The sequence below is a fragment of the Microbacterium sp. Se5.02b genome (assembly GCF_019464375.1).
Classification (GTDB): domain Bacteria; phylum Actinomycetota; class Actinomycetes; order Actinomycetales; family Microbacteriaceae; genus Microbacterium.
In genome coordinates this window covers 297,037-322,682 of sequence record NZ_CP080491.1, presented here as the reverse complement: position 1 = coordinate 322,682, position 25,646 = coordinate 297,037, and the positions used below count along the sequence as shown (strand labels likewise).

Below are 25,646 nucleotides of genomic sequence, written 5' to 3'. Positions count from 1 at the left end.
CGCCTACGGCGTTTGGCCTCGAGCTGCGAGAAACTCCGTCGCCGTCTCAACCCGATACCGCTCGTCGACGTAGTTTGCCGGAGTGAGATTTCGGGTTACGAAGAGCGTGCTCAGGCGAAACTGCTCGCCTTCAGGCGGGTCCCCGAGTCCGAGGCGCGTCGCAATGCTCGCGACGTGGAGCGCTAGTTCGCTCTCCTTGCGGGCTAGCTGCGTGGCGTAGCAGGGCTTGGTCCCGCGGTCTCCTACCTGGTCCCGGAAGAAGGCGCGCAGTTGGCGCGCCGTCTCGGCGAATCCGTGAACCGATGCGGGGTCTTTCGCCTCAATCAGCCACACGGTGCTATCGCCAGGGCGTCCGCACACGAGGTCAACTTCGGTTGTGAGAGTCGGCACCCCGAGTCGCGCTTGGTCGTTGGGTTTCACGCGGGCGACCGTGGTGTATCCGAGTTCCTCTAGCCGATCTTGAAGGAACCTTTCGAACCGAATGTTGCGGCGCGCACGGCGGCCCGCAAGCGCGTTGCTGACAGGCTGAGGAACGTCCCCCGCCCAGGGAAGAACTCCTTGGAGGAGGTGGCGGTAGTAGACCTGAAAGGACGTCAGTAGATACTGGGGGCTGACAATAAGTCGTCCGTCCGAGTCTTGCACCAGCGGTTGCACGAGGAGCCGGTGACGCCGTGTGCGCGTTTGCCAGGGCTTCCACTCCACGGCTTGTATCTGGACGGGCGTGCTGGTGAGCATCCGGATAGCGGCTTCGACACGCGTTCTCTGCGACTCATCCGCGCCCTGGCCCAGCGCATCACAGACCCATGCTGTTGCCTCGGCCACGGTGACGTGCGCGGTCGTCCTGCCCGGCTCGAAGGTCTCCCACTTTGCGAGTGCGGCGAGGGTGGAGAGCATGTCCTGCGACGTCGCTCCCCATGCCTGCTGGAACGCGCCCTCGACGTCGTCTCCTTCGTTCGCCTGTTGCAGCGAGTCGTCATCTTGAGTGCCATGCAGCCGAACGCTTGCAGCCGCGCGGCTCAGTTCGTCGTTTCGCAGGCCCCACGCCGATGCGTCGGGATGCGGATCTTCGTCGACGGCGAGCTCGTACATTGGGCTGAGGCTGATGACTGCGGGCGCGACTTGGTGATACATCCGCTCGCTCAGTGTGGTCGCGGTGAGGTACGCATCTGCGGCGGCAAGAAGACCGCTCCACGCCTGAGGAGTGATCGGCTTCGCTTCCGTCGGCTTGTCCAGGATGCGTAAGGCAGCTTCCACCACGATCTCGTTACATTGACGAAGCTGAAGTGTCTCCGCCGAGAGCTCGGCGGTGCGGGTGAGCGGGTCCCATTCGGTAGAGAAGTTCGCGGCGACTCGGGACAGATCGTCTTGCTGATGAATAGCGCTGTCCATCACTCTCGCCAGCTGCTCCATCCCCGTCAACACCACCTCGCTCACGTCGTGTCTCTTGATTCCTTCCATCAGAGTTTCGAGAGCAACCGGCGCAAGATGCTCGCGGATAAGTCGATTCGCGTCGTCCGCTCGGTACTCTCCCGGTTCGACGCCGGCACCGTGGAGTCGTCGCCCCAAAGCCGCAACCATGCGGCTCTCGTCAGAGGGTCGTAGACGCCACGGATCAGGCAGGTGATTGAGAGTGGTCCGCGCCTGCTTCATCTCCAAGATGAGAAAGGGCTTCGCTGTGCGCCACTGGTCGCGGAGCGCCGCCGCCGCTTCGACATCCACGCCTCCCGCGCGGAGCAGATCGAACACTGCGTCCCCTGTTAGGAGATTCGCCGCGTACGGATCTCCATTCGCCGAATCTGCGAATCCCTCGACATCGATGCGCCACAAAAAGTTGACTGGTTCATCGACGGCACGCGCGTGCGGGTCGAGATACGGCGTGACCACGCCGGATGATTCACCCGAGACCGCTTCCGATGTGTGGAGATAGAGGACGTATCCGGGCACATCGATCGCCTGGTGCGCGGAACGCCATCGATCACCAAGCGCAGCAAAGCCGTAGATCAGCCCGCCGCACAAGTCAAAGACGAACCGTCGGTAGTCGGCGGACAGGTCCTCCGAGCTCGCCCGTGCCACAGCGACGGGGGGTTCGGTAAGCGCGAGGGACCAACCGACGACATCCGGCGCGGTATTGACGCCGCGGTCGACGTCGTAGGTGGCGTCACCTTCGAGCGCCGCGACATTGGCGACCGGCCCCGGAGCAACCTCCGCTGCTCGCAGGTCACGAAGCGGAGGGAGCCCGACTCTGAGGAGCGACGCTTCGAGATCCGATAGCTCTACCGCGCGATCCCACTCGGCCTCGCCCGCGTGGGCTTCAAAGTAGATGGCGGTGGGTACCATGCCACCCTTGAAGAACGACTTGCCATTGGCCTTCCATGGCTCCCAGTAGTTGATCGCCTCCCACCCGAAACTCTCGGGGAAATCGGGAGCGCTCAGATCCCGCGCGAATGCGTAGAGATCATCGCGGGACGTGGCCGTTTCTGAGATCCAAGTCAGGTCTTCGAGCGCGAGGTTTGCTTCGCCGAAAGCTTGCGGCACAGCGATGTGACCGGCCGCGGCGAAAACCGTCAGCGGAATGACCTCCGCGCCCGGCCTGATGGTTCCTTGTCGTCCGCCCGCCATGCGCACCGACAGTGGACCGGCGTGCGACCTCATCTGTTTCGCCAGCTCCACTGAGCCGATGCGCGGCGGTGGGGTGGACCCCAGGTCGGGAACATAAATGACCGAGACAGCTATGCATGTGGATGGGTTCACCGGCACCAGCCACTGAACGTCGATCCCTCGAAGCGGGGAATCGACACTTTCGCTGCTGGGAGGGGATTCGATCAAGCTGTTGGAAAAGCGCCATAGGGCCCGGCGGATCTGGTTCAGACAAGAAACCCTGAGGGCTCGTCGCGCATGCCCGTCTCGATCGAGCGCGGATGCCAGTTCTTGTACGGCATGAGCCATGATCTCTGGGATGAAGAGTGGCGGCACCCATCGGAATCCGCCCGCTGAGTCAGCAAAGCGAAGGAACCTCCCGAACGGACTGGACGGACTCTCAGCATCGAATGCGGCCTCACTTGCGGAGATCGTCATCCATTCCAACGCTCGCTTGTCAGCCTCACCGAGTTCGATGTGGTCGAGAGGGCCCAGATTGAGGAAGGCCCGCGTCGCTTCGAACTCAACGTCCGGCAATGAAACCTCATCGTTGAGCTCGAGATCCGGGGCTGGCACCCACGCGTCCGCAAGGTGGCGGACGCAGTAGTCGCCGTACCTCATCGCCACGTTCACCACGTTCGCAATACCGAATCGAAATCGCCTGCGGAGCCGACCGTCTACCGCTTCCGCCATTCTGAGCGCACGCGTGAGGTCGGCTACCGGCCGTTCGGTGAGGCCAGGAACTGCACGCAGCGACTCCGAGCCGACTGCGAGGAAGGCTGTTCGGGTCGGGTCGGTCGGGATGAAGTCCTCACGCGCCGGGCCGATCCCATAGGTGGTAGCCGCTAGATCGGACAGTGCTTGGATCGACGGCAACGGGTGGTAATCGTCTGATGCCGGAGCGGCGGAGGCTCGTAGTGCTGCCGCGAAGCTGCTTCCCAAAGTCACCGATCGATGCCTGTTGCCCGGGGAAGTGGCGGCGGCGAATATCAACGTCCAGAGCTCGTCCGGCTCGTACGCTGAAAAGGCCTGTTCGAGTGCGTCTGGCTCCCGTTGCGTGGCGCTCACCGCGCGCGGTTGAGATCGAGGCCGCTTGTTTCTACGAGAATTTTTGCTCTTCCCCACGCAAGCATTCAAGCGTAGGCCAACGACATCCTCGCTGATTGCTGCGCGTTGAAGACGTTGCCCGCAGGGGAGGAAGGTGGCCAACGGGTGGGGTGCCGCCTTGAATGCGCGGACGATATGCCTCCTTCAGCGCCACCGCTCCCGCGCCAGGGAGCGCTTGACCGTCCGCACCTTGACACCTTCCTCGGATGCATACACGCAAAAGCGCGCGTAAGATAATGCGTGTACGCGCTAACCAGATGACGACGCGAGGAGGCCAGATGGCCGTGAAGAAAAGTCGCACCCGTGCCGCCTCGGCTCGCGTCGCCGGTCACGAGATCGCTGTGAGCCGCGGCACTGTGACAGGTCGATTCCTCGACGGGAAACCAAAGCTCGTCGGGGCGACCAAGGCCCCAGCAAAGACCGACGTACAAGCCGGTGTCGAGCGCCTTGCGCAGGTGGCGAAGACGTCAAACGTCGACGTGTCCGTGTTCAACGCACTCATCGACGAGCTCGCCGATGCGATGACCGACCGTCAATCGACCGAACTGGGCCTCACAGAGCAGGAAGCCAACTTCCTGATCGAGTCCGGCGATTTCACTCCGGAGGAGCTCGCCGAGGCAGCCGCATTCGTCACCAGCGGTGGGCTCGCCAAGCTCGAGCGCGAGACCCACGTGCGAGCCCTAACCAACACGTACACTGCATCCGAAGTCGCAGCGCTACTCGGCATCGATGCCTCCAGTGTGCGTCACCGCCAGAGCAAGAACACCCTGTACAGCTTCCGGGCCGGAAGGATCCGCCTCTACCCTCGATGGCAGTTCATTCCCGGCGCCAAAGTCTCGACGATCCCCCACCTCCCCCTGCTCGTCCGAGCGATCCCATCCGACTGGGATCCGGCCGACGTCGAAGGCTTCATGACGACACCTCAAGACGACTTGCGGTCGACCGATGAGTCTGTCGACCCCAAGGAATGGATGACGCCGATCGAGTGGCTGGCTGCCGCGAAGGACCCTGCACTCGTAGTGGACATCCTCGAAGACGCCGACATCACGTGAGCCCGTCGAACGCGAAGGTCCCCGCAACGCCCCCGGCGTCGCTCACATTCGACGCCGGCGAGCACCTGAGACCCTACGATGGGCTGCTCTGGCGGGTCTTCGCTACAAGGGGTGCTCACCCACAGGCGTGGAATGAGTTGCGGCACTTCGGGCCGATCAGAACCATGCGCTTTGACCCGCATCCCGAGCCGCAGCAGCATCATCCCGACTGTGGCGTGATGTACGCAGCTGCTGGATCTGCAACAGCTCTCGGCGAGGTGTTTCAGAAGGGCCGGCTAATCAATCGGCGCGCTCGCGGAAACACCCTCGCGGCCTGGCGTCCGACGCGGGAGCTTCAGTTGCTGGACCTCACCAGCAACTGGCCTGTGATCAACGGCACGACCTCTTCGATTCAGATGGGGCCCAAGCGATACACCCGGAACTGGGCGAATGCGATTCATGACCAGCTTGGGTCGAGCATCGACGGGCTCTACCATGTGTCGTCGATCGACTTCGGCCCGATGGTGACACTGTTCTCGCCCGCCGAGGACTCGTTCCCGCAGCTGCCGTCGGTGCACACCCGCCTGGACTCATCCAGTGCGAACGTTTACCTAGCGAAAGCCGTGAAGAAACTCGGCTACCGCGTCGAGAAGTAGGCGCCAACCGTCGGTCTCGAGGGGGCGCCGTCCCCGGCGACTGTCGGACCCTATCCGTATGATCTCTTCAGCGGAAGTTCTCGAATGCAGAGAAGTCGCGAACCCGCTTTACACCGGACTTAGTCCGATTTCATCGCGATTCTGACACGACTATCTTCTGCCGGGGACCCGGCAACGCTGAGGCGATCCGCGGGCGATGAGCCAGTCCGCCGCGTCTCGGCTACTTCCCGATCGAGGCGAGAAGGATCCGCACGAGCGTGTCGTGCGCGTCGGCCTCGTCGATGCGCGAGGCGAGCACTGCGCCCGCGAGCACGTCTGCCGAGGCGAACGCCGCCTCCAGGGCGATCGGATCGATGTTCTCGGCGCCGACGACGCGGGCGAGCGCGGCGCGACAGCGCTCCACATACGACGCCACCGACTCGTGACGCATCCGCGCGAGCACCGGCGTGCCCTGGAGAGCGGCGACAACGCCCGCCATCTCCACGCCTTCCGCGCGGGCGCAGGCGATATAGCTCGCCGCGATGACGTCGACGACCCCCTCGGCGTCGGGCCGGGCACTCGCCAGTGCGGTCTCGAGGGACGCATCCTGGCGCTCGTCGAACTGACGGTACAACGCGGCGAAGAGCCCCGGTCGGTCACCGAAGTGCTCGTAGGCGACGGGTTTCGTGATCCCGGCCCGGTCGGCGAGCGCGCCGAGGGTCAGTGCGTCTGCCCCCTCCGCGCGGATCATCTCGCGCGCGACGCTCAGCAGCTGCGCGCGACGGTCGGCCTTCGACAGTCGCGGTCGCGCGCCCTCTCTCGCCTTCGTCATCTCACCCCTTGCGACCCAAAGCTACCATCAGTAAGTTACGGTTGGTAGGTTCCAATACTATCCCGAGCACTACCGCTGCATCCACGATCCGAGGAGAGACATGACCGCCGACCTCCGGCCCACCGCGCACTGGATCTACGCGCATCCGCAGTCGGGATCCCTGAACCGACACCTCTTCGACGCCGGGATCGAGGCGCTCACGCCGCGCTACGACGTGCAGACCTCGGATCTGTATGCCCAGGGCTTCGACCCGGTGCTGGCGCAGCACGACGTCGGCGGACGCGAGGGGAGCATCGTCGACCTGATGGGCGAGGTCCACGAGAAGGGGCTCGCTCCGCACGACGTGCGCAGCGAACAGCGAAAGCTGGAGGCCGCCGAACTGCTCGTGTTCCAGTTCCCCCTCTGGTGGTACGGCGCACCCGCCATCCTCAAGGGCTGGTTCGACCGGGTGTTCACCAACGGCTTCGCCTACGGCGGGGTCGACACGGAAACAGGACTGCCGCTCCGCTACGGCGACGGCGGCCTGAAGGGCAAGCGCGCGCTCCTGGTCGTGACGGCGGGCGAGGATGCGCGGAGCATCGGCGCACGGGGCGTCAGCGGAGACCTCGATTCACTGCTGTTCCCGATCACGCACGGCACGCTCTGGTACACCGGGATCGAATCCCTCGACCTCCACGTCATCCACGATGCCGACGCCCTCGATGCCGCAGCCGTCGCTTCGGAGCGCGACCGGCTCACCACGAGGCTCGCGGGCATTCACGAGGAGGCGCCGTCTCAGCCGTACCGCGCTCTGCGCGACGGCGAGTACCGGGGCACACGGGCCCTACGTGCCGACATCCTTCCCGGACGAACCGATCTCGACATCCACCGCATCGGTATCGTGAACGGCTCCCGCTAGTTGGTGGTGGACGTACCGCCGCTCACCTCCCGGGTCTTGACGGGAGGATTCACCCGAATCGCGCGGCGAGCGAGCTCTCCAACTCGGTCGCCGCGGAACGGACCGCTTCGGTGATCTCCGCCCGATGCTCCTCCGACAGTCGATACGCGGGTGCGACCACCGTGATCGCTCCGATCACCGAGCCCTCGGAGTGGATGCCGGCGGCACTGGCCCACACGCCCTGATCGACCTCGCCGGCACTCTCGGCGTACCCCGACGCGCGGATCTCGTCGAGCTCGTGCTCCAAGCGCTGCCGCACCGGCTTGGTCAGCGTGGAACCGACACGCTGCAGATACTGATTGAGCTTCGCGGGCGGGAGCGAACTGAGCAGCAGCTTTGCAGCGGCACCGCTGTGCAGGGGCATGAGGTGCCCGGGCTGGAATGAGATCGAGATCGGGTGGTCGGACTCGGCGATCGCGAGGCACACCGCGGAGTCGTTGACGCGCCGCAGGTACAACGCCGTCTCCCCGGTGGTCGCGGCCAGCCGGTTCAGGATCGGCTGCGCCTGAGCCCGATAGTCGAAGGTCGCCTCAGCCGCGCGCGCGAGTCGCAGGACCTGCGGCGAAAGCACGAACCGCCCTTTCTCGCGTTCCTCGATCAAGTCCATCTCGCGCAGGAGCGAGATGTAGCGATAGGCGCTCGGCACGGAGATGTCGTGATCCTCGAGCAGGTTCTCGAGCGTCAGCTCAGGCGCGGACTCCGTGAACTGCAGCAGGATCTGCAGTGCACGGCGGGCGCTGTCGACGCCCTTCGTGCGCTGCGGGTGCGCGTCAGCGGGCTTCTCGCCGCCCGCTCGCTCCGCAGGTCCCTGTGCCTCATTCACCATCGGAAGCCTTTCCGTCGCTCTCGTCACGGCTGATGATCATCATCGCCGCATGTCAGACCCGGCGTGCGCTCAACACGGCGAGTGCGGCATCCATGCCGTCTCCGATGTCCACCGGAACCCCGAGATCCGCGAGCGTCCGGCCCAGCGCGGCCAGTCCGATGAGGGAGTGGAGACCTCCCGCCGTGGGTCCCATGTGGGAGAGACGCACGAGGTTGCCCGCCCCCTGGCCGTGCGACAACATCACACCATACACGTCCCGCGCGTGGTCGCGGACGACCGCGTTGTCGATCGAATCGGGCAGTCGGATCGAGGTGACGCACGCCGACATGATCTCCTCGCGGACGGCCCAGAACTCGAGGCCCATCGCCCGCGCACCCGCCCGCGTGACCTGGGCTGCAGCTTCGTGGCGGCCGACCACCGCGTCGATCCCCTCCTCCAGCGCCTGGTCGAGCGCGGACTCGAGTCCGTACATGTCACTCACCGATGGCGTATAGGGGAATCGGCCGTCTCCAAGCCACTTCTCCTTCCAGTCGATCAGCGACAGGTAGGAATCGCGCGGAGCCGCGGGGTTGGCGTAGATGCTCTCCCACGCCCGCGCGCTCACCGAGACGAGGGCGACTCCTGCGGGTCCGCCCAGGCACTTCTGCCCGCCGGCCACACAGATGTCCAACCCCCATGCGTCCGTCTCCCACGGCATCCCCAGCACACCGGAGACCGTGTCGATGTAGGTGAGGATGCCGCGGTCCCGGCACATCGGTCCGATCGCCGCGACGTCGGTGACGGTCCCCGACGGCGTCTCGGAGGCGACGAGGCAGACCATCTGGATCTCGGGATGCGCATCCAGGTACTCCTCGACGCGGGCAGGGTCGACGGCGTCGTCATAACCCACCTGGATCTCGTGGAGAACGGCGCCGAAGCCGGTGATCCAATAGCCGGTCCCCTTGCCGAACACTCCCTGCACCAGATTCAGCACGTGCATCCCGGGCGTGATGAGCGAACGCAGGGCCCCTTCGAGGGCGACGATCGCCTCGCCCTGCATCAGGATGATGTCGTTGCGGGTGCGGAAGATCTCGCCGACCTTCTGCTCCGTCCGGCGGAAGCCCGCCTGGAACTCGGGGTCGTAGTGGTACAGGATCGGGCGGCCGAGCGCCGCCTGGGTCCGCGGGGTGACCGTGACCGGCCCTGCGGAGAGCGTGAAATCGGGAAGTGCCATGGAAGGGTTCCTCTCGGAGTGGACGACGCGCGTCAGCGCGCGCCGCGTGTGTAGGCGGCGCCCAGCGCAGGGGGGACGACCGAGCTGCGGGCGAAGACGATCAGTGTGATCATGACGACCACGAACGGGAGCATCTTGATGAAGTCCGCGGGGACGTTGAACCCGATGACCTGCAGCGCGGGACCGATCGCGACGGCGAGACCGTAGATCAACGAGGTGATGATCACGAGCGACATCCGGCCCCGCGAGAGCATCGTGATCACGATCGCGATGAAGCCCAGGCCGTTCGTGATCATGGGGGTGAAGGTCGAGGTGGTGAGGATCGCGAGATAGGCGCCGCCTAGGCCGACGAACACCCCGTTGAGGATCACCGCCTGCGACCGGGTCTTCATGACGCTGCCGCCCGCGGCGTCGAGAGAGGAGGGTTTCTGGCCCGCCGCCCGCGTCGACAGACCCCAGTTCGTGCGCGTGAGCAGGAAGCCCATCGCGATCACCAGGAGCAGCATGATCCAGAAGACCTCCGACTGCCGGAACACCGCAGGACCGATCACCGGGATCTCCGACAGTCCCGGGATCGCGAGAGCCGGGGGCTTGCCCAGACCCGTCGTGGTCTTGGCGTAGTTCTGGAGATAGAGCACGCTCGTGAGGCCCTCGCCCACCAGCGTCACCGCGAGGCCGATCACGATCTGATTGAGCCCGAGCCAGACGTTCAGGATCAGCATCGCCAGGTTCGCGACGACTCCGCCCACTGCGCCGGCGAGCATACCGAGCCAGAAGTTGCCTGTGACGAGGGTCGCCACGAATCCGGCGTATGCCCCGATCAGCATCACTCCCTCGATACCGAGGTTGAGCACGCCCGCCTGCTCGCCGATGGTCTCACCGGTGGCGGCGAGGATCAGAGGCATCGCCTGAGCGAGGACGGTGACGAGGAACACCGTCACGAACGTCGCAGAGACCAGGTCGGTCATGAGGTCGTCCTTCCGTCGCGGGCGAAGGGGCGCGTGAGGGTGCGGCGCAACCCGGCCGGCAGGTAGCTCTGACCGAGACGGCGTCGGTCGCCGATGTACTCGGTGATGGTCATGAAGATCAGGATGAGTCCGACGATCACGAGCAGGAAGTCGACGTTGAGTCCGGCCTGCTGGGTCGCCAGCGTGCCACCCGTCGCGAGGACCGCATAGAACGCCACCAGCGGAATCGACCCCACCGGACTCAGACGAGCGAGGAACACGAACGGGAGGATCGCGGCGCCGTAGGCCGGGTTCCAGTTCGCGCGCTGATAGCTGTACTGCCCCAGGATGTCGATGGCCCCGGCGAAGGCGATGATGCCGCTCGAGAGCGCGAAGATGAGGATGACCATCCACGTGGAGTTGATGCCCACGTGGCGGGCCGCCTTGGGGCTGGCGCCGAAGACATCGAGGCGCAGCCCGAACGACGTGCGGCTCAGGACGAACTGAGCCAGCACGGCCAGCAGCAGAGCGATGATGAACCCGACATGTATCTCGGTTCCCGGGATGTACGGAAGCAGTTGATCATCCGGGATCACCCGGGTCTGCGGCATCGGGGTATTCGGATCCTTGAGCGGGCCCTTGATCGCCAGGTTGACGACGCCGATCGCGATGAACGACATCACGAGCGAGGTGATGATCTCGTTCGTCCCATAACGCGCCTTCAGGATCGCGGGGATCAGCGACCACACCGCTCCCAGCGCGACGGCGGCGACGAAGATGATGAGCGTCGCGAGCCATGCGGGCATGACGGCGAACAGCACGGGGCCGCTGCCCGAGGCGACCAGGGCTCCGAGGAGGTACTGCCCGTTGTAGCCGAGGTTCCACAGCTGCCCGCGGAAGGCGACGATCAGACCGAGCGCGACGATGAGCAGCGGCGCCATCAGCACGAGGCTGCGTTGCCAGTTGTCGCCCGTGATGCCATAGGTCCACACCCCGACGAAGAAGTCGACGGGGCTGGTGCCCATGGCGAGCATGATCAACCCCGACGTGAGGAGGGCGAGCACCACCGGCAGCACGGAGCGGGCGAGGTCTCCTCCGATGCGTCGCGCACGGCTCGGAGGCACGACCGCCATCGTGGCTGTGGTCGTCGGTCCGGGAGCAGTGGTCGTCATGCGCTCACTCCCTCGATCGCACCGGTCATGTACTGACCCACTTTCTCGGCTGTGCCTGGTCCGTCGTTGGCGACGCTGCCGACGAGACGGCCGCGCGAGATCACTTCGATGCGGTGGGAGAGTTCGACGAGTTCGTCGAGATCCGTGGAGAGGAGCAGCACCGATCCCCCGTTCGCGGCGAAGTCGATCAGGAGCTCGCGCACGAGTCGCACGGTCTTGAGATCGAGTCCGTACGTGGGCTTGTTCACGATCACGAGCCGCGCGCCGTGCGTGAGTTCGCGGGCGAGCAGGATCTTCTGGATGTTGCCGCCCGAGAGCGTGCCGGCGCGCGTGGACGGCGAGGGGGTGCGGATGCCGTACTCCTCGATCAGGCGCTCCGCCTCGGCTTCCACGACCTTGTCCTGGATCTGCCCCCACTTCCAGAACGGACGCTGTCCGATGCGCTTGATCACGAGGTTGAGCGAGACCGCCATCGAACCGACCGTCCCCTCGTGCAGTCGATCGTCCGTCACGTAGCGAAGGCCCAGCTGCTGGCGCCCGCGCACGCCGAGTCGTGTGACGTCCTGGCCGTCGAAGACCACGGTGCCCTGCGAGGCGGGACGCTGCCCGGCGACGACCTCGGCGAGCGCTCCCTGCCCGTGCCCGTCGATTCCCGCGATGCCGAGGATCTCGCCCTCATGCACCTGAAGCGCGGCATCCTCGACTTCGACGTCGCGGCCGATGCCGTGGCTGGACACGCCGACGAGCGACAGGCGCACCGGGCTCTCGCGCCGATCGATCCGAGCGGTCTCCCTGGTGGTCTCGGTCGCCCCGGCGAGCTCGGCCGCGTCGTCCACCTTCGCGAGGTCGTCGCCGAACATCGCATGCAGGATCGCGTCCTGCGCCTGGGTCTCGGAGAAGACGGCGAGTTCGTCGACCGAGATGTGTCCGACGTTGCGTCCCCCGCGCAGAACAGTGACGCAGTCTCCCATCGCGTACGCCTCTCGCAGCTTGTGAGTGATGAAGACGACCGCCAGCCCCTGCGCCTTGACCCGCTCGATGCTCTCCCCGAGGTGCTCGATCGCCTGCGGCGTGAGCATCGACGTCGGTTCGTCGAGGATGAGCAGGCGGCTGCCCTTCCACATCGCCTTCGCGATCTCGACCTGCTGCTGCTGCCCGAGTCCGAGATCGGCGGCGAGCGCGTGCGGCTCGATGCGCGCGCCGAGCAGTTCGGACAGCTCCTCCAGGCGCTGGAGCGCGGACGCCCGGTCGAGGAGGAAGCCGTTCTCGCCCAGCATCAGGTTCTCCAGCACCGTGAACGCCGGCACCAACGTCGAGTGCTGGTGCACGACCCCGATCCCGTGTTCGACCGCCGCCCGCGGCGAGTTGATCGGCGTGAGCGCGCCGTCGATCGAGATCGTTCCGGAGTCCGGCTGCTGCATTCCCGCCAGGATGCTGATGAGCGTGGACTTGCCTGCGCCGTTCTCGCCGAGAAGGCAATGGACCTGACCACTCACGATGTCGAGCGAGATCCGGTCGTTCGCCACGACCCCGGGGAAGGCCTTGGTGATCTCGTGGAGCGAGATCACGCTCGGCTCTGTGGGTGATGTCACGTGCGTCTCCTTGCGGTGGGTGTGTACGCCGGGGCATCGGTGCCGGAACCCGCGCCCCGGCACCGATGGTTGCAACGCGAGGTCAGTCGCCCTTGGCGGCGATGACCTCGTTCACCTGAGCGGCGTTCTCCGCCGCAGTGGGAACGATCGATCCGTCGGCGATGCCCGCCTTCGCGGTCTCGATGGCCGCCTGGATCTCCGCCGTCAGGTTGTCGGTCTCCTGCAGCGAGAGTCCGCCGTTGTCGACGGTGAGGGCGTATCCCTGCTCTCCGAAGGTTCCGGCCTCGACGTCTTCGATGGCCTGCTCGTACGTGGATGCGTAGTTCCACAGCACCGAGGTGAGCAGAACGTCGGTGTTGCTCAGGCCGGCGGTCACGTCGCCGATGTCGGCGATGTACTTGACGCCGTCCGCCGCCTCGACGGCCTGAAGGTAGCCGTGCGTCGCCCCGTCTCCCATTCCGAAGATGACGTCCGCACCAGAGGCGATCAGCTGCTCGGCGGCGGTCTTCCCTCCGGCGGCATCCGCGTATGCCGCCGGGCCGACGGAGGTGTACAGCACGGAGATCGTCGGGTCGACGCTGTACACGCCCTGGGCGAATCCGGATGACATCTTGAACCAGTTGAGGTCGTCGGCCGAGACGACGATGCCGACGGTCTTGCTGGTCGTCGACATGGCGGCGGCGATGCCCGCGAGGTAGCCGCCTTCCTGGGCCTCGGTCTTGGTGACGGCGATCTTGCCCGGGATGTTCTCACCGGCGTCCTGGATCAGGATCGGCACGTCCTTGGCCTGGGCGACGCTGGTGGCGGCGACTCCGTAACCGGAAGCATGGGCGATGATGAACTGCGCTCCGCTGTCGGCCACCTGCCCGAGAACGGTCTCGGTGTTGTCCCAGCCGGCGTCGGGGACGAGCGTGACCTCGATGCCGAGCGACTCCGAGGCGGCGGTCGCGCCGTCGAGACCCGCTTGGTTCCATCCGAAGTCCGACTCGTTCTCGGGGGCGACGAGCGCGAACTGCTCGACGGTCGCTCCCGCTTCGCCGCTCGGTTCGCTCGTGGATGCGTCTCCTCCTCGGCCGCCCGAGCAGGCGGCGAGACCGAGCGCGATGATCGCGATCGTCGCGGCGGTGGCTGTACGTGCACTACGGCGCTGTGGGCCGCTCAGGGTATAAGGCATTGCCGAAGATCCTCTCAGTCGGAAAGTCCCGATCCTCGTCACCGTGCCAGGGCAATCTTTCTCACAATGTGTCGGGATAGCGATACAGTATGAGAAACGCAGCGGCGCGTCAACGGTGAGATCCAGGATTTACACCGCAGAAACACGAACCCTCGATGATGAGGGTGGAGGTTACCCCCATGACCAGGAAGACCCCGAGCGCGTGCATCGCGCTGGCTTTCATTCTCGCGTTGTCCGGCTGTGCAGCACAGCCCGCGCTCTCCGAGCGCGACGCCGCCGCCCTCGCGCAACTGGATGCGATCGCAGGACCCACTTCGGGCGTAGCCGCCGAGGTGACCACCGGCACCGAGTGCTGGCTTCCTTCCGCGCACGCCCTGGAGGAGGGCGTCGACTCCGACACCGCCTGGCGGGTGCTCTGCCGTGTGCATTACACGTCACCGACGGGCGATCGCTACCAGGACACCACCTGCATCGGGGACTTCGCGAGCGACCCCATGCTCGACCATTGCTATCGCTGGACCCACTACGACTTCGCCGAGGTCTTCGAAGACCACCCGGGGGTGAGCACCGGCTGAACGACGAGAGCGCACCGGTGTTTCGACCGTGTGAATCTCGCTCGGAACCTCTTGACACCCTTCCATTGTTCTCATAACTTGAACGTCAATTACCGCAATATGAGAATCTATGGAAGGTGAGGTCAGCGATGACGGACCCGAAGGTCTATCTCCTCGACGGGGGAACCCTCGTCATCGACGAGTCGGACGTGCACTGGCACATCAATGCGGGCAACCCCGTGCGCTTTCCGGTCTACAGCGTGCTCATCGAGCACTCCGACGCCCTCATCCTCTATGACACCGGCTTCGATCTCGACCATGTCAACCGCGTCCTCCCCTTCGAACTGCCGGAGCAGACCGCGGAGCAGACCATCCCGGCGCAGCTCGCGAAGATCGGATACGCGCCGGAAGACGTGGACATCGTCGTCAACTCCCACTTCCACTTCGACCACGTCGGCGGGAACCGATTCCTGACGGAGGCGACGACACTCGTGCACAAGGAGGAGCTCCGCCACGCCAAAGTCCCCGAACCGTTCGAGCGCCTCGGCTACTCCGACCTCTCATTCGACCACGAGACCGTGACATACAAGCCCATCTCTGGTGACTACGAAGTGGTGCCGGGAGTCTGGCTGTTCGAGACGCCCGGTCACACGATCGGGCACTACTCCCTGCTCGTGGAGCTCCAGAACGAGAAGAGCATGCTGTTCTGCGGCGACGCGGCCTACACACGCACGACGCTCGAGAAGGAGTGGATCGCCGGCTTCCACCTCGATCCCACCAAGTCCGTCGAAGCGATCCGCCGCCTGAACTATCTCGCACGCACGAAGAACGCCGATGTGTACCCGTCGCATGAGCTCGAACCATTTTCGACCTGGAAGCTCGCGCCCGAGTACTACGGCGGCAACTGACCTCGAACCCGCGGCCGACCGGCCGCCCCGACTCACCCGACAGCAGGAACAGAAGGAGCAAAACGACATGGCCGAGAAAGAGCAGCGCGTCGCGATCGTCACCGGAGCCGCACAGGGCATCGGCGCGGCGATCGCCGAAGAACTCGCCGCGGACGGCGTGAAGGTCGTCGTCACCGACATCAATGCGGCAGGCGCTGAAGCGGTCGCCGACCGGATCGGAGGGCTGGCGAAAGCCCTCGATGTGAGCGACCCCGAGGCTGTGGCCGCCGTGGTCGCGGAAGTCGCCGACGAACTCGGTCGCATCGACATCCTCGTCAACAACGCCGCACTCGTGCCGCTCACCGCGTGGGAGGACATCACGTTCGAGGAATGGCGCCGCGTCATGTCGGTGAACCTCGACGGCGTGTACCTCATCACCCATGCCGTCACCGAGGTCATGGGACGCGCAGGCTACGGCCGCATCGTCAACATCGCCTCGAACACCTTCGTCGCCGGCACCCCGAACTGCGCGCACTACGTCGCCACGAAGGGCGCCTCGATCGGCCTGGTGCGCGGGTTGGCCGGCGAACTCGGCAAGAACGGGATCACCATCAACGCGGTGGCTCCCGGCATCATCGCGAGCGAGGGCGTGCTCGCCGGACCGCATGTGAACGGATTCGACTTCGTCGTTCCGATGCAGGCGTTCGACCGTCGAGGGCTTCCCCAGGACGTCGCACCGGCCGTCGCGTTCCTGGCGTCCGAGAAAGCGGGCTGGATCACGGGCCAGACGCTCGTGGTCGATGCCGGACACACGCGCAACTGATCCCATGCACGCCGACATCCTCATCATCGGAGCCGGCTCGGCGGGCAGTGTTCTGGCGAACCGCCTGAGCGCCGACCCGTCGCGCCAGGTCGTCGTTCTGGAGGCCGGCGGGCGGGTCGACGATCCCGACATGCGCCGACCCGAGCTGTGGCCGTTCATCCACGGACGCGCGTACGACTGGGGCTACCGGACGACGCCCCAGCCGGGTCTCGGCGGCCGCCGCCTCGACTGGGCGCGGGGCAAGGGCCTCGGCGGATCGAGCCTCGTGCACGCGATGGCCCACATGCGAGGGTGCCGTGCGGACTACGACCGGTGGGTCGAGGCGACCGGCGACGATCGGTGGTCGTGGGACTCGCTCCTTCCCTTCTTCCGCCGGATGGAGACCTTCTCCGGTGGCGCGGACGATATGCACGGCGACACCGGCCCCCTGCCCGTCCTCCTCCCCGGCCCCGAGCTCTCCAGCCCTCTCGTGACGGACTACCTCTCGGCATGGGAGGCACTCGGCGTTCCGCGCATCGCCGACCACAACCGCGGCGAGATGCTCGGCGCCACCCCGAACTCCCTCACCGTCCGCGACGGCGAACGCGTCACGGTCTCGGATGTCTACCTCGACCCGGTCCGCGAGCGCCCGAACCTGCACGTCCTCGTGGGAACGACCGTGCACCGACTCGTGATCGATCACGGTCGGGTCACCGGTGCACAGGTGACCCGCGACGGGCACGACGAGGTGATCGAGGCCGACGAGGTCATACTCGCCGGAGGTTCCATCGGCGACCCGCTGCTGCTCATGCGCTCCGGCGTCGGCGACCCCGACGTGCTCGCGGCGGCCGGAGTCGACACCGCGATCGAGTCCCGCGGAGTGGGGTCGAACCTGCACGACCACCTGCTCGGGGCGGGCAACGTCTATCGGTCGCGACGTGCCGTGCCGCCGACGCGCCTGCAGCTCTCGGAATCGATGACCTACTTGTCGCTGGCGGGGCTGTCTCAGACCGAGGGTGCCGCTGACATCGTCGTTGGGTGCGTGGTCGGACCGAGCATCTCGGACGCGTTCCCCCCATCGGAACGCGCGCGTGCCGTGCCCGGCGAGGCCTACACGCTCCTGTTCGGGGTGACGAACCCCAGCAGTCGCGGTTCTCTGCGCATCTCCGGCCCGGACATCGACGACGCACCCGTGATCGACCCCCGGTACCTCGACACCGCGCATGACAGAGCCGCTTTCCGTGCAGCGCTCGCGCACGCCCGGCTCGTCGGCGCGTCCGCCGAGCTTGACGGATGGCGTGACGAGGAATTGCTTCCGGGGGGCGACGCGATGAGCGACACGGAGGCAGATGCCTTCATCGCACGGGCAGCGATCACCCACCATCACCCCGTCGGCACCCTCCGCATGGGTTCGGAAGACCACGCTCCCGTCACTCCCGACCTGCGTCTGCGCGGACTGGAGGGCGTGCACGTCGTCGACGCCTCCGTGATCCCCTCGATCACCGCCGGGCCTGTGCACGCGGCCGTGCTGGCGATCGCAGAGTCGTTCGCCGACACCTACCCGGCATAGCCGGACGCGACGAGAGAGCCCGGACGCGACCAGATGGTCGCTTCCGGGCTCTCTCCTCTCGGATGCCGTTCAGACGTCGACACCGAGGAACAGGCGTTGTGCCGTCCGGTGCATGACGTCTTCGAGGTCGTCGGCGTCGAGACCCGCGAGCTGCACCTTCAGCTGCTCGACCTTCGGCTCATGCCACGGACCGTCGGAACCGTACATGACCCTGTCGGACCCGACCTTCTGCACGGCTTCGAGGATCTTGACGCTCATCGGCATCCCACTGGTCTCGAGCCAGACGTTCGGATGCCTCTGGGCGACGCCGATCGACGCGTCGATGTAGATGATGTTGCCGTGACCCATGTGACCGAGGATGATCTTCGCGTCCTCGTAACGGGCGATGAGTTCCTCGATGCTCCAGGGCAACGAGAAGATCGGGTGGCCGCAGTGGATCAGCGCCGGCAGGTCGCGCTCGATCAGCAGTTCGATGATCGGCCAGACCATGGGGTCGTCCGGATGGAAGCCGTCCATCAAGGGGTGCAGCTTCACGCCGCGGAACTTCGGATCGTCGAGGTAGTCCTTGAGCTCGGGGATCGGGTCCCCCAGCTTGGGGTTGGCCCAGTAGAGGCCGTACGCGCCGGGGATGTCCTGGATGACCCGGCGCACCATCGCGTTGTCCTGGTGGAACACCAGCCCCGTGTCGATGTCGTTCTTCGCCAGATACTCGGCGAGGTGGTCCTCGTCGAGCTTCACGCCGAACGTCGGGAAGTCCCCGACGTGCATGTGGGCGTCGGTGATCGGCATGACCGGATCCTCAGTCGCGGGAGAATGTGCCGACGTAACGGGCCTGCTCGATGATCGAGTCGGCGTACGAGTCGAGGAACTCCTCGCGCGTCGGCGTGCCCTCGACCCTCGTGCTCAGCGCATAGACCCAGAAGTAGTAGTGATGCACGCCGTGGCCGACGGGCGGCTGCGGCCCCGACCACGCGCTCTGCGTCGTGCTGTTGGGCGCTTCACGTACACCGTCGGCAGCGAGGTCGAGCGTCGCGGCGTCGGCGGGGATGCCGTAGACCACCCAGTGAGTGAATCCCTGTGCGAGCGGTGCATCGGGGTCGTGCACGATCACAGCCAGTTCGACGGTCCCCTCGGGCGCTCCGGAGAGCGTCAGCGTCGGCAGTTCGTTGCCTGCGTCGGCGGTGAGCCGGTCGGGGATCCGAGCGAGGCTGTCGAAGTCCGGACTGGAGATGGCGAGCTTGTCGATGAAGAGAGGCATGGCTTCCTTTCGGTCAGAAACCGAGAACGCGGGCGATCTCGGCGGCGACGAGGAGCGGATGCTCCTCGGGGATGTAGTGGTCTGCATCGTCGACGACGACCCAGCGGTCATCCGGACGGTCGGCGATCGCGCGACGCCACGCGGCCTCGCTCACGATGCTGCTGTCGACACCGCGCAGGTGCGTCATGGTCGTCGGCACCGCACGGAATTCGGCGTCCCACGGGGTGCGGAACCCCTCGATGAGCTGCCTCATGGCCCGCTCGTCCGCGCGGGGATCCAGCGGCCATCGGCCGCTCGCAGGTATCCCCACCGCGCGCGACGTTCGATCGCGCCCGGCAGTATCGCGGGGTATCGCCCACGGAGGTAGTCCTCGATCTCGAGGACGCCGTCGAACGAGCGGAAGCCGGCCGCGACGCGGATGTCGAGCTCGTCGAGGACCGCGGCCTCGACGTAGGGCGTGTAGTCGACCACGACGGCTCCCGACACCCGATCCGGATGCCGGGCAGCGGTGACCCACGCGTTGCGCCCGCCGAGGGAGTGTCCGGCGATCACGGCATCCGCGACGCCCAGGGCATCCAGCACCGTGATCACGTCGTCCGCGAAGTCGAGGGCGGCGTAGCCGGCGACCGGCTTGTCGCTGCGTCCGTGCCCGCGCTGATCGAGGGCGATCACCGTAGCCCGGTCGGCGAGGGCGTCGCCGACCGGTTCCCACACGGCGTGGTTCGCCGATGTGCCGTGCAGGAGCACGACGGCGGGCCCCTCCCCCCGCACGCGGAACGCGATATCGACATCGGCGCCCCGTGTGCGGAAGAGTCCGTCCTCGATGCGCTCGACGGCTGCCGTGGCTGTCATCACACCTCAGGGATGGACGACAGCGTCTTGCGCGCCGCGATGAGGCCCGTGATGATCTCCTTGCGCTTGGCGTCGACGTCGCCGGGGCCGTACTCGTACATCCCGCTGCCGGACTTGAAGCCGAGCTTCCCTTCGGCGATCTTGTCGAGGATCAGCTTCGGCGTCTCGGTGCTCGCATCGAGCTCCTTGTTGAGGTAGCCGGAGACCGCCTGGTAGATGTCGAGTCCTGCCATGTCGAGCAGGCGGGTGGGGCCGACGACCGACAGCTTGTAGCCGATGCCCCACTTGACGCACGCGTCCAGCCCCTCGGGAGTCACGACGCCTTCGTCCAACAGCGCCATGCATTCGCGGAGGATCGCGTACAGGACGCGGTTCTCGACGAATCCGGGGATCTCCTTCTCGAGGACGGGCACGTAGTCGAACGCCTTGACGATCCCGATGAGTTCGTCGACGAGTGCGGGATCGGTGTCCTCGCCGGGAATGACCTCGATCATCGGGATCAGGTGCGGCGGGTTCGACCAGTGCATTCCGATCAGTCGCCCAGGACGGGTCATGGTCTTGCCCATCGTGGTGATCGGGATGCCGGAGGTGTTGGTGGCGATGATGACGTCGTCGCCGATGCGCGCCTCGAGGTCGGCGAGGACCTTCTGCTTGAGATCGAGGCGCTCGGGTACGGCCTCGATGATCAGCTCCGTCCCTTCGAGCGCCACGTCGAGGTCGGTACCGAACGCGACGGATCCGCCGGGCGCGGATGGGGAGTCGACGGCCGCGAGAACGCCCTGCACGACGCCGTAGGCCGCTTCGGCCCGCTCGATGGCCTCGGTGGAGATGTCATACAGGCGCACGGTCACGCCCGCACGGGCGAGAGTGGCGGCGATGCCGGGACCCATGGTTCCGGAACCCACGACGGTGGCGATGCGGGGAAGGCTGCTCATGATCGTTGCTCTCTTTCGGTTGGTGCGGGTCAGATGGCGGGCGGGAGGGCGATGGGGGAGATTCCGATGCCGTAGGCGGCTTCGACCCGCTCGAGGCGGCGATTGAAATAGGTCCAGAAGTTGTGCTGGGCCTTCGCGGGGTAGATCCGGTCGAACTTCTCCTTCGTCTCTTCCGGAGTGGGCTCGATCGGGGTGAAGCCGGCTGCGCCGAGGTCGACCTGGAAGCGCGCCGCCTTCTCGAGGAAGATCCCCGTGAGCGTGACCTCGGCGACCGTCGATCCGACGAACGCGATGCCGTGGTTGGCGAGGAGCAGCGCCTGGGCGTCACCGAGCGCTGCGGCGGCTGCCACGCCGAGCGGGACCGTGGTGATGATGTGGCTCGTCTCGGCGAAGCGCGGTACGCCTTCGTACGCGAACCACACGCCGTGGTTGTTGTAGGGCTTGAGCTGCTCCTGCGAGGCGCCGAGCAGGGTGGAGAAGTGGGCATGAGAGTGCCCCACGAAGTTGACGTCGGGTCGCGCCTTCATGATCTCCGCATGCAACGGCCATTCCAGGTGCCGCAGGCCGGTCCCCTCGAGCACCGCACCGTCGAAGTCGATCAGGATGAAGTCGTCTCCCTCGACCTCGCTCAACGCGAGATTGCCGCGCTTGAGCCACAGTCCTCGCCCGAACGGGTCTCGAAACGAGAGGTGTCCCATCGACATGTCGCCGTGGCCCTCCAGCTCGAGGATGCGGTGGGCGCGCGCGACATCCGCGAGCACGCTGGCGATGGACTGGTCCTCGTAGTACTGCGAATGCGTGTACGTCACGCTGTCTCCTCGGGGGTAGGGGTGCCCGTGCGGGCGCTGTTCTCAGTGTCGGGCAAGGACTTCGGCGGCGGTGATACCTCCGACGCGGGCGTTCGGGCGCCCTCCGGTTGCGACCGCCGCGATGATGACGAGCTCATCGGGACGGGGCGCATCGGGGAGCGTCAGCGTGATCGCGTCGTAGTGCGACCGCACATAGACCTCATCCTTGTACGCGAGGGGGATGTCGATCGAGCTTCCTGCCGCAGCCGACTTGGTGGCGGAGGAGATCCAGGCCTCTCCCCCTCCAATCGCATCTCGGAACGCGTTCCCGAACACGGTGGTGACGCACGCCACGACGTGCTCCTGCTCGCCGTCGAGTCCCGCGATCCCGCCCTTGCCGTAGCTCTCGGCGGGTCGGCCGCCGAGGAGGGCGAGCGCACGTGCCCCCAGTTCGGTGCCGAGGCTCGCACTGTGATCGATGAGCGGGGTGAGATCTTCGACCCACCGTCCGGCATACGGGTTCTTGATGACGACGGCGACCGCGGCCTTGACGAGCGGCTGCGCGGGTGCCGGTCCGACATCGTGCAGCGTCTCCTGCACGAAGGAGTGGAAGGCGCGGACCTGGTAGTGCGGATCGATGCTCATGCGGGGACCTCGTGTCGGTGCGGATCGGTGGGGTTGTACAGGGCGGTGGTCACGGAGTCGCCCTGGAACTGATTGCCCTTGGCCATCTCACGGGTGTCGGCGTACCACTGGGAGCGGTCCTGGGCGAGGTCCGTCAGTGGACGTTCGAGCCGCTCCCACTCCTGCAGCGCCTCGGGAATCGATGCTCCGTCGGTCGCTGCGACGGCCAGTGTCCAGGCGTTCTGCATCGCGCATCCGGCGCCCTGCGCGAGCGCGGGGCACATGGCGTGTGCGGCGTCGCCGATCAGTGCGACCTTGCCCTCGGTCCAATGATCCAGGCGTGTGGTCTGGTACCCGTAGTAGCGCCCGGGGATCTTCGCCGCGTCCGCGAGCACGGGTGCCAGCTGCGGAAACACCGACGTCCACAGATCGAGATCGATCGGCACACGCGAGCCCTGCGAGTCTGCGGCGGGGGCCATGAGGGCGATGTAGAGCTCCCGGTCGTTCGCGGGCGTGTAGAGGACCCGCAGCACCCGGGGTTCGAGATTCCAGAAGTCGATGACGTTGTCCCACTCCGTATCGGGCTCGAGCGCCTGCAGTTCTTCTTTGCGGCGCGGGACGAGGAACCGCGTGATCCCGTCGCGCGACCGTTCGCGTTTGAGAGGGATGCCGAGCGAGTCGCGAACGGCCGAGCCCACACCATCGGCTCCGACGATGAGGTCGGCCTCGGCCGTCTCGCCGTTCGCGAAAGAGATCGTGCCGTCCGCGGTGGCCCCGGTCACCTCGGATCCGGCCAGTATCTCTACTCCGGCCTCACGGGCGGCGAACAGGAGCGTCTGGTGAAGGTGCGGACGGGTGAGCGTGCGCCAACGGATGCCGGGGAGTTCTTCCTGCGACTGGATGACGTTGTTCATGCGCGTCTCGTACGCCGGCGGCGTCATGGAGTTCGACATCAGGTCGGGCCCGGCTTTGATCTTGTCGAGCACCTGAAGACTGTTGTTCCACAGCACGATCCCCGCGCCCTCCGAGCTCAGCTCAGGGCGACGCTCGTGCAGTCGCACACTCCACCCCATCTGTGCGAGGGCGGTGGCTGCGGTGAGACCCGCGAAGCCGCCGCCCGAAACCTCGGCGTGGCGTGGGCGTTCGGTCATGTCGATCTCTCTTCCTGTCGGTCGCGCGTCGGCGCCGTGACAGCGGATCACCGACCGCAGAATTATTACATTCTGAACGGTGATTCTCGCAATGGTAGAGATTCTGCCCTGTGAATCCTCTTTCGCGCAAGAGCGCCCTCCGGAGGAGCCGAACGTTTTACGCAGCCGTAACGCGGCGACCGACGCGTCGACGCACGATATCCATTCACATGAATCCATCGCCTCGAATCGGGCGTAGGGTGGAAGGAAGGACGGACCGTCCGAGAAGATCTCCCGGCACCGCGCCCGCCCGGAAGTGGAGTCTCTCGTGGCTCAGTACGACGTCTCGAACCGCTCGGCGATCGTGACGGGAGCGGGCAGCGGGATCGGACGATCGACCGCCCTCCTGCTGGCGAAGAACGGTGCATCGGTCGTGGTCAACGACCTGAACGCCGAGCATGCGAATGCGGTCGTCGAGGAGATCCGCGCCGCCGGCGGCACCGCCGAAGCGTCGGTCGGCGATGCGACGGACGCCGCATGGATCGCGTCGTCGGTCGAGCTCGCCAACACGCTCGCGCCGCTGCGCATCGGCGTCAACAACGCCGGCATCGGCGGCGCCACCGCGCCGACGGCGGAGTACGAGGACGACGCATGGGACAAGGTCATCGCGATCAACCTCAACGCGGTGTTCCGCAACATGAAGGCGCAGATCCCGTCGATCCTCGCGAACGGGGGCGGCTCGGTGGTCAACATCGCATCGATCCTGGGCAGCGTCGGCTTCGCCGGCTCCCCCGCGTATGTCACCGCCAAGCACGGCGTCGTCGGCATGACGAAGTCGGCCGCTCTCGAGTACTCGGCGCAGGGCGTCCGGGTCAACTCGGTCGGCCCCGGCTTCATCGACACCCCGCTGCTGGCGAGCATGGACGCCGCGGCCAAGGACTTCCTCGTGTCGAAGCACCCGATCGGACGCCTGGGTCAGGCCGACGAGGTCGCGAACCTCGTCGCGTTCCTCGCCAGCGATGCGGCCAGCTTCATCACCGGCAGCTACCACCTGGTCGACGGCGGCTACACGGCGCTCTGATCCAGGAGCATCCGGAGCTCACAGGCATCCGGTTTTCACAGACATCCGGCCAGCGGGAACCCGAATCCCGGTGGCCGGATGTCGTGTGCGGTGACGCGATCACCCCCCGGCTGCGTCACCTCTCGCCTCGCCGCACGGTCGCACTGCTTTGCCCGAGAGCACGACCGACGGAGGGGCGGGTCTTCAGGCGACCGCGGGCATCCGCGGCGCCATGATCGACGGAGCGAGCTCCATGTCGGTGAGATCGAGGCCGTTCGACGAACTCGCCGCGGCCATCATCTTGACCAGCAGCGGACGCTTGAGCTCGATGTCGTCGCGGACCTCGAAGCGGATCGGGATCGAGGCGTGGATCCACAGCGTCTCGGATGTCGCGCCGTCCGTCGGAACGGTGAGCGGGAACGACTCCCCCCGGCGCAGCTTCGTGACGGTGACCAATCGGAGATGCGCGAGCACCTCGTCGTCGAGTTCGAACCGCTGCGCCTCACCTGCGTAGCTGAGCTTTCCCATGACCCCTCCTCGTGAAAGAGATGTTATGGAAGATAGATTACTAGTTTAGCTAGCTAAATGGAAGTCGGCTCATCCGGCGTCGGCGAGCTCTTCGGTCAGGCGCCGAAGGAACCGGGAGATGACCCGCACCTGCTCCGGCGAGAACTCGCTCTCGAGTCGTTCGATGCGCCGGGAGATGTCATCCGCCGGAGAGTGCAGGTCACGCAGCGACGGTCGCACGACCTTGGATCGCGCATCGCCGGGATGCGGGGCGACGACGATCATCCCGCGGTCGGCCAGGCGGCGGATGACAGAGGTGACAGCCGCCGTGCTCACACCCAGGTGGGTCGCGAGATCGCCGGGAGTGACCGGTTGATCCGTGGGTGCGGCCGCGATGCAGCGCATGGCGGCGCGATCGGTCTCATTCGGCTGCCGCTGCGCCACGAGACGTCGCGTCAGCTGCGCGTCGATGCGACGCAGTTCATCCACACTCCGCACGAGCTCCGACGTCGCGGTCTCCAGGGTCCTCCCCATGTCACCTCTCCCCATACCCGCCGCGCCCATGGTACCTCGCTC

The 25,646-nt window shown here is 66.2% G+C and carries 26 protein-coding genes; 8 read left to right on the top strand and 18 right to left on the bottom strand.

The window, feature by feature from the left end; translation table 11 throughout:
- Positions 1-3: 3 nt before the first annotated feature.
- On the bottom strand, positions 4-3,705 hold the full coding sequence (locus K1X59_RS01635; RefSeq protein ID WP_183151615.1) for a hypothetical protein: 3,702 nt from the start codon (positions 3,703-3,705) through the stop codon (positions 4-6).
- A 317-nt stretch (positions 3,706-4,022) separates the two neighbouring features.
- Between K1X59_RS01635 and K1X59_RS01630 the strand changes: the two genes are divergently transcribed.
- Both K1X59_RS01630 and K1X59_RS01625 read left to right on the top strand, forming a co-directional pair.
- Positions 4,023-4,796: a hypothetical protein gene (locus K1X59_RS01630; protein WP_183151614.1), complete on the top strand. Its 774-nt coding sequence runs from the start codon at positions 4,023-4,025 to the stop codon at positions 4,794-4,796.
- Positions 4,712-5,431 (top strand): RES domain-containing protein, encoded by a 720-nt coding sequence (locus K1X59_RS01625; protein WP_244632317.1) that lies wholly within the window; start codon positions 4,712-4,714, stop codon positions 5,429-5,431. The genes K1X59_RS01630 and K1X59_RS01625 overlap by 85 nt, the downstream gene beginning before the upstream one ends.
- Positions 5,432-5,651: 220 nt before the next feature.
- Here K1X59_RS01625 and K1X59_RS01620 read toward each other — a convergent pair whose 3' ends face one another.
- A complete protein-coding gene (locus tag K1X59_RS01620; protein WP_183151612.1) occupies positions 5,652-6,242 on the bottom strand; it encodes a TetR/AcrR family transcriptional regulator in 591 nt (196 codons plus the stop codon).
- Positions 6,243-6,342: 100 nt separating this feature from the next.
- Here K1X59_RS01620 and K1X59_RS01615 point away from each other — a divergent pair, with 100 nt between their 5' ends.
- Positions 6,343-7,140 (top strand): NAD(P)H-dependent oxidoreductase, encoded by a 798-nt coding sequence (locus tag K1X59_RS01615; RefSeq protein ID WP_183151611.1) that lies wholly within the window; start codon positions 6,343-6,345, stop codon positions 7,138-7,140.
- Positions 7,141-7,189: 49 nt separating this feature from the next.
- On the opposite strand, the gene K1X59_RS01610 is transcribed toward K1X59_RS01615, so the two are convergent.
- The 6 genes from K1X59_RS01610 to K1X59_RS01585 all read right to left on the bottom strand — a co-directional run bounded on the left by K1X59_RS01610 (position 7,190) and on the right by K1X59_RS01585 (position 14,103).
- Positions 7,190-8,005, bottom strand: a complete 816-nt coding sequence (locus K1X59_RS01610; protein ID WP_183151610.1) for an IclR family transcriptional regulator — start codon at positions 8,003-8,005, stop codon at positions 7,190-7,192.
- A 52-nt stretch (positions 8,006-8,057) separates the two neighbouring features.
- On the bottom strand, positions 8,058-9,218 hold the full coding sequence (locus K1X59_RS01605; RefSeq protein WP_183151609.1) for an alanine--glyoxylate aminotransferase family protein: 1,161 nt from the start codon (positions 9,216-9,218) through the stop codon (positions 8,058-8,060).
- A 32-nt stretch (positions 9,219-9,250) separates the two neighbouring features.
- Positions 9,251-10,186 carry an ABC transporter permease gene (locus K1X59_RS01600; RefSeq protein ID WP_183151608.1) on the bottom strand — a complete coding sequence of 312 codons (936 nt, stop codon included), beginning with the start codon at positions 10,184-10,186 and terminating at the stop codon, positions 9,251-9,253.
- Positions 10,183-11,337 (bottom strand): ABC transporter permease, encoded by a 1,155-nt coding sequence (locus K1X59_RS01595; protein ID WP_183151607.1) that lies wholly within the window; start codon positions 11,335-11,337, stop codon positions 10,183-10,185. The genes K1X59_RS01600 and K1X59_RS01595 overlap by 4 nt, the downstream gene beginning before the upstream one ends.
- On the bottom strand, positions 11,334-12,929 hold the full coding sequence (locus K1X59_RS01590) for an ABC transporter ATP-binding protein (RefSeq protein ID WP_183151606.1): 1,596 nt from the start codon (positions 12,927-12,929) through the stop codon (positions 11,334-11,336). Before K1X59_RS01590 ends, K1X59_RS01595 begins: the two co-directional genes overlap by 4 nt.
- Positions 12,930-13,011: 82 nt before the next feature.
- Positions 13,012-14,103: a BMP family protein gene (locus tag K1X59_RS01585; RefSeq protein ID WP_183151605.1), complete on the bottom strand. Its 1,092-nt coding sequence runs from the start codon at positions 14,101-14,103 to the stop codon at positions 13,012-13,014.
- Between the two features lie 179 nt (positions 14,104-14,282).
- On the opposite strand from K1X59_RS01585, the gene K1X59_RS01580 reads away from it, so the two are divergent.
- From K1X59_RS01580 to K1X59_RS01565, 4 genes are all read left to right on the top strand, one after another.
- A complete protein-coding gene (locus tag K1X59_RS01580; protein ID WP_183151604.1) occupies positions 14,283-14,678 on the top strand; it encodes a hypothetical protein in 396 nt (131 codons plus the stop codon).
- A 128-nt stretch (positions 14,679-14,806) separates the two neighbouring features.
- Positions 14,807-15,565, top strand: coding sequence for an N-acyl homoserine lactonase family protein (locus tag K1X59_RS01575; protein ID WP_183151603.1), 759 nt, complete (start codon positions 14,807-14,809; stop codon positions 15,563-15,565).
- 67 nt (positions 15,566-15,632) lie between these two features.
- On the top strand, positions 15,633-16,367 hold the full coding sequence (locus K1X59_RS01570; RefSeq protein WP_183151602.1) for an SDR family NAD(P)-dependent oxidoreductase: 735 nt from the start codon (positions 15,633-15,635) through the stop codon (positions 16,365-16,367).
- A gap of 4 nt (positions 16,368-16,371) precedes the next feature.
- Positions 16,372-17,916 (top strand): GMC family oxidoreductase, encoded by a 1,545-nt coding sequence (locus K1X59_RS01565; RefSeq protein WP_220173862.1) that lies wholly within the window; start codon positions 16,372-16,374, stop codon positions 17,914-17,916.
- 69 nt (positions 17,917-17,985) lie between these two features.
- On the opposite strand, the gene K1X59_RS01560 is transcribed toward K1X59_RS01565, so the two are convergent.
- Genes K1X59_RS01560 through K1X59_RS01525 form a run of 8 tightly spaced genes read right to left on the bottom strand, consistent with a single transcriptional unit; the run spans position 17,986 to position 23,524 of the window.
- On the bottom strand, positions 17,986-18,705 hold the full coding sequence (locus tag K1X59_RS01560; protein ID WP_183151601.1) for an amidohydrolase family protein: 720 nt from the start codon (positions 18,703-18,705) through the stop codon (positions 17,986-17,988).
- 10 nt (positions 18,706-18,715) lie between these two features.
- Positions 18,716-19,174 carry a YbhB/YbcL family Raf kinase inhibitor-like protein gene (locus tag K1X59_RS01555; protein ID WP_183151600.1) on the bottom strand — a complete coding sequence of 153 codons (459 nt, stop codon included), beginning with the start codon at positions 19,172-19,174 and terminating at the stop codon, positions 18,716-18,718.
- Positions 19,175-19,187: 13 nt separating this feature from the next.
- Entirely contained in the window at positions 19,188-19,427 is a 240-nt protein-coding gene (locus tag K1X59_RS01550; RefSeq protein WP_220173861.1) for an alpha/beta fold hydrolase, read from the bottom strand.
- The gene (locus tag K1X59_RS01545) at positions 19,424-20,026 is read right to left on the bottom strand and encodes an alpha/beta fold hydrolase (protein ID WP_220173860.1); all 603 of its coding nucleotides are present in this window, start codon (positions 20,024-20,026) and stop codon (positions 19,424-19,426) included. The genes K1X59_RS01550 and K1X59_RS01545 overlap by 4 nt, the downstream gene beginning before the upstream one ends.
- Positions 20,026-20,961, bottom strand: coding sequence for a 3-hydroxyacyl-CoA dehydrogenase NAD-binding domain-containing protein (locus K1X59_RS01540; protein WP_183151598.1), 936 nt, complete (start codon positions 20,959-20,961; stop codon positions 20,026-20,028). The genes K1X59_RS01545 and K1X59_RS01540 overlap by 1 nt, the downstream gene beginning before the upstream one ends.
- A gap of 29 nt (positions 20,962-20,990) precedes the next feature.
- A complete protein-coding gene (locus tag K1X59_RS01535; protein WP_183151597.1) occupies positions 20,991-21,770 on the bottom strand; it encodes a class II aldolase/adducin family protein in 780 nt (259 codons plus the stop codon).
- Between the two features lie 42 nt (positions 21,771-21,812).
- Complete coding sequence (locus K1X59_RS01530) at positions 21,813-22,394, bottom strand: amino acid synthesis family protein (RefSeq protein ID WP_183151596.1); 582 nt, start codon at positions 22,392-22,394, stop codon at positions 21,813-21,815.
- Positions 22,391-23,524 (bottom strand): NAD(P)/FAD-dependent oxidoreductase, encoded by a 1,134-nt coding sequence (locus K1X59_RS01525; RefSeq protein WP_183151595.1) that lies wholly within the window; start codon positions 23,522-23,524, stop codon positions 22,391-22,393. Before K1X59_RS01525 ends, K1X59_RS01530 begins: the two co-directional genes overlap by 4 nt.
- Before the next feature lie 307 nt (positions 23,525-23,831).
- On the opposite strand from K1X59_RS01525, the gene K1X59_RS01520 reads away from it, so the two are divergent.
- Positions 23,832-24,584, top strand: coding sequence for an SDR family NAD(P)-dependent oxidoreductase (locus K1X59_RS01520; RefSeq protein WP_183151594.1), 753 nt, complete (start codon positions 23,832-23,834; stop codon positions 24,582-24,584).
- Positions 24,585-24,767: 183 nt separating this feature from the next.
- On the opposite strand, the gene K1X59_RS01515 is transcribed toward K1X59_RS01520, so the two are convergent.
- Both K1X59_RS01515 and K1X59_RS01510 read right to left on the bottom strand, forming a co-directional pair.
- On the bottom strand, positions 24,768-25,091 hold the full coding sequence (locus K1X59_RS01515; RefSeq protein WP_183151593.1) for a hypothetical protein: 324 nt from the start codon (positions 25,089-25,091) through the stop codon (positions 24,768-24,770).
- A gap of 69 nt (positions 25,092-25,160) precedes the next feature.
- Positions 25,161-25,604, bottom strand: a complete 444-nt coding sequence (locus tag K1X59_RS01510; protein ID WP_183151592.1) for a MarR family winged helix-turn-helix transcriptional regulator — start codon at positions 25,602-25,604, stop codon at positions 25,161-25,163.
- Between the last annotated feature and the right edge of the window lie 42 nt (positions 25,605-25,646).